The organism is Falsiroseomonas sp. HC035, from assembly GCF_050563525.1.
Taxonomy (GTDB): Bacteria; Pseudomonadota; Alphaproteobacteria; order Acetobacterales; family Acetobacteraceae; genus Falsiroseomonas.
This window is the reverse complement of sequence record NZ_JBNXUN010000065.1, coordinates 1-1326: the sequence shown is the minus strand read 5'-3', so window position 1 is coordinate 1326 and position 1326 is coordinate 1. Positions and strand designations below refer to the sequence as shown.

The 1326-nt window shown below is 67.9% G+C and carries 2 protein-coding genes; both read left to right on the top strand.

The window, feature by feature from the left end:
• Positions 1-72: 72 nt before the first annotated feature.
• Positions 73-456 carry an IS110 family transposase gene (locus tag ACLF3G_RS29445; RefSeq protein WP_430672931.1) on the top strand — a complete coding sequence of 128 codons (384 nt, stop codon included), beginning with the start codon at positions 73-75 and terminating at the stop codon, positions 454-456.
• Complete coding sequence (locus ACLF3G_RS29440; RefSeq protein ID WP_430672930.1) at positions 399-1109, top strand: IS110 family transposase; 711 nt, start codon at positions 399-401, stop codon at positions 1107-1109. Before ACLF3G_RS29445 ends, ACLF3G_RS29440 begins: the two co-directional genes overlap by 58 nt.
• The last annotated feature ends 217 nt before the right edge of the window (positions 1110-1326 follow it).

Sequence of the window (1326 nt, the reverse complement as noted above, 5' to 3'; positions counted from 1 at the left end):
TGGGAGATGGCGTAATCGGTCTGGAGGCGGGCAACTTCTCCGGGCCGATCCACTCACCGAAAGGCTTTCAGGATGAACCAGCATTACGTTGGCCTCGACGTCTCTCTCGACCAGACGAGCCTGTGCGTCCTCGACGGCGCTGGTCGGGTTGTTTGCGAGACGAGAGTCGATACTGACCCGGCCGCAATCGCAGCCTGCCTTTGCCGGGCCGGTGTGTCGGTCGCACGGCTCGGCCTGGAGGCGGGCCCGCTCTCGCAGTGGCTATACGCCGGACTGGTGGCCTCGGGGCTGCCTGCGATCTGCATTGAGACGCGCCATACCAAGGCGGCAATCGGGGCGATGCCGGTCAAGACCGACCGCGGCGATGCACGTGGAATTGCCCAGCTCATGCGCACGGGATGGTTCCGCGCCGTGCACGTCAAGACGCGGCAGGCCCAGGGTGGCGCCTGCTGCTGACTCAGCGCCGCTTGCTCGTGAACAAGCTGGTCGACGTCGAGGCCGAGATCCGCGGCACTCTGCGCGGCTTCGGGATCCGGATCGGGCGTGTCGGTCGCGCCGGGTTCGCGGACCGCATTCGCGAGCTGCTCGCTGACCAGCCCAAGCTGCTGCAGGTTATCGAGCCCGTGCTGACGGTCCAGGCTGCACTCCTGGCGCAGCGAGACGTTCTGCATCGCATGGTGCTGCAGGCTGTCCGGGAGGAGGAGGTCTGTCGCAGGCTGATGACGGTGCCGGGGGTCGGTCCGATCACGGCACTGGCCTTTCGGGCCACAGTCGACAGGGCTGACCGGTTCACCCGATCAAAGGACGTGGGTGCCCACTTCGGCCTGACGCCACGCCGGTACCAGTCGGGCGAGACGGATCGCTCGGGTGCGATCGCCAAGACCGGAGACGCCCTCACCAGGCACGCCCTGTACGAGGCTGCCACCAGCATGCTGGTGCACGCGAGCAAGCCCTCGGCTCTGCGCAGTTGGGCCTTGGCAATCGCACAGCGACGTGGCCTGCAGAAGGCGCGTGTGGCGCTTGCGCGGCGACTGGCGGTGGTCCTGCATCGCATGTGGTCCGACGGCACCACCTTCCAGCCGCTCGGGCGCGCTGTAGTCGCTGCGTAGACGGACCGGCCGCCCAACGAGATCCGCGTGCGTCGCGGAGTGGTGTCCCCGTGGGGACGAGGGTGAGGCGAGGACGAAGCCGTTCCTGCTCCGGGCACCAACGGGTGCCGAGGGCGCGTAAGGGAGATTGGTCCCGCTCCCCTTTCAGAACCCCATCCTGGGGCGGCCGGTGCGCCGACCCCGAAGAGAAGCGTGGAACCCACGCGGGACAACACCA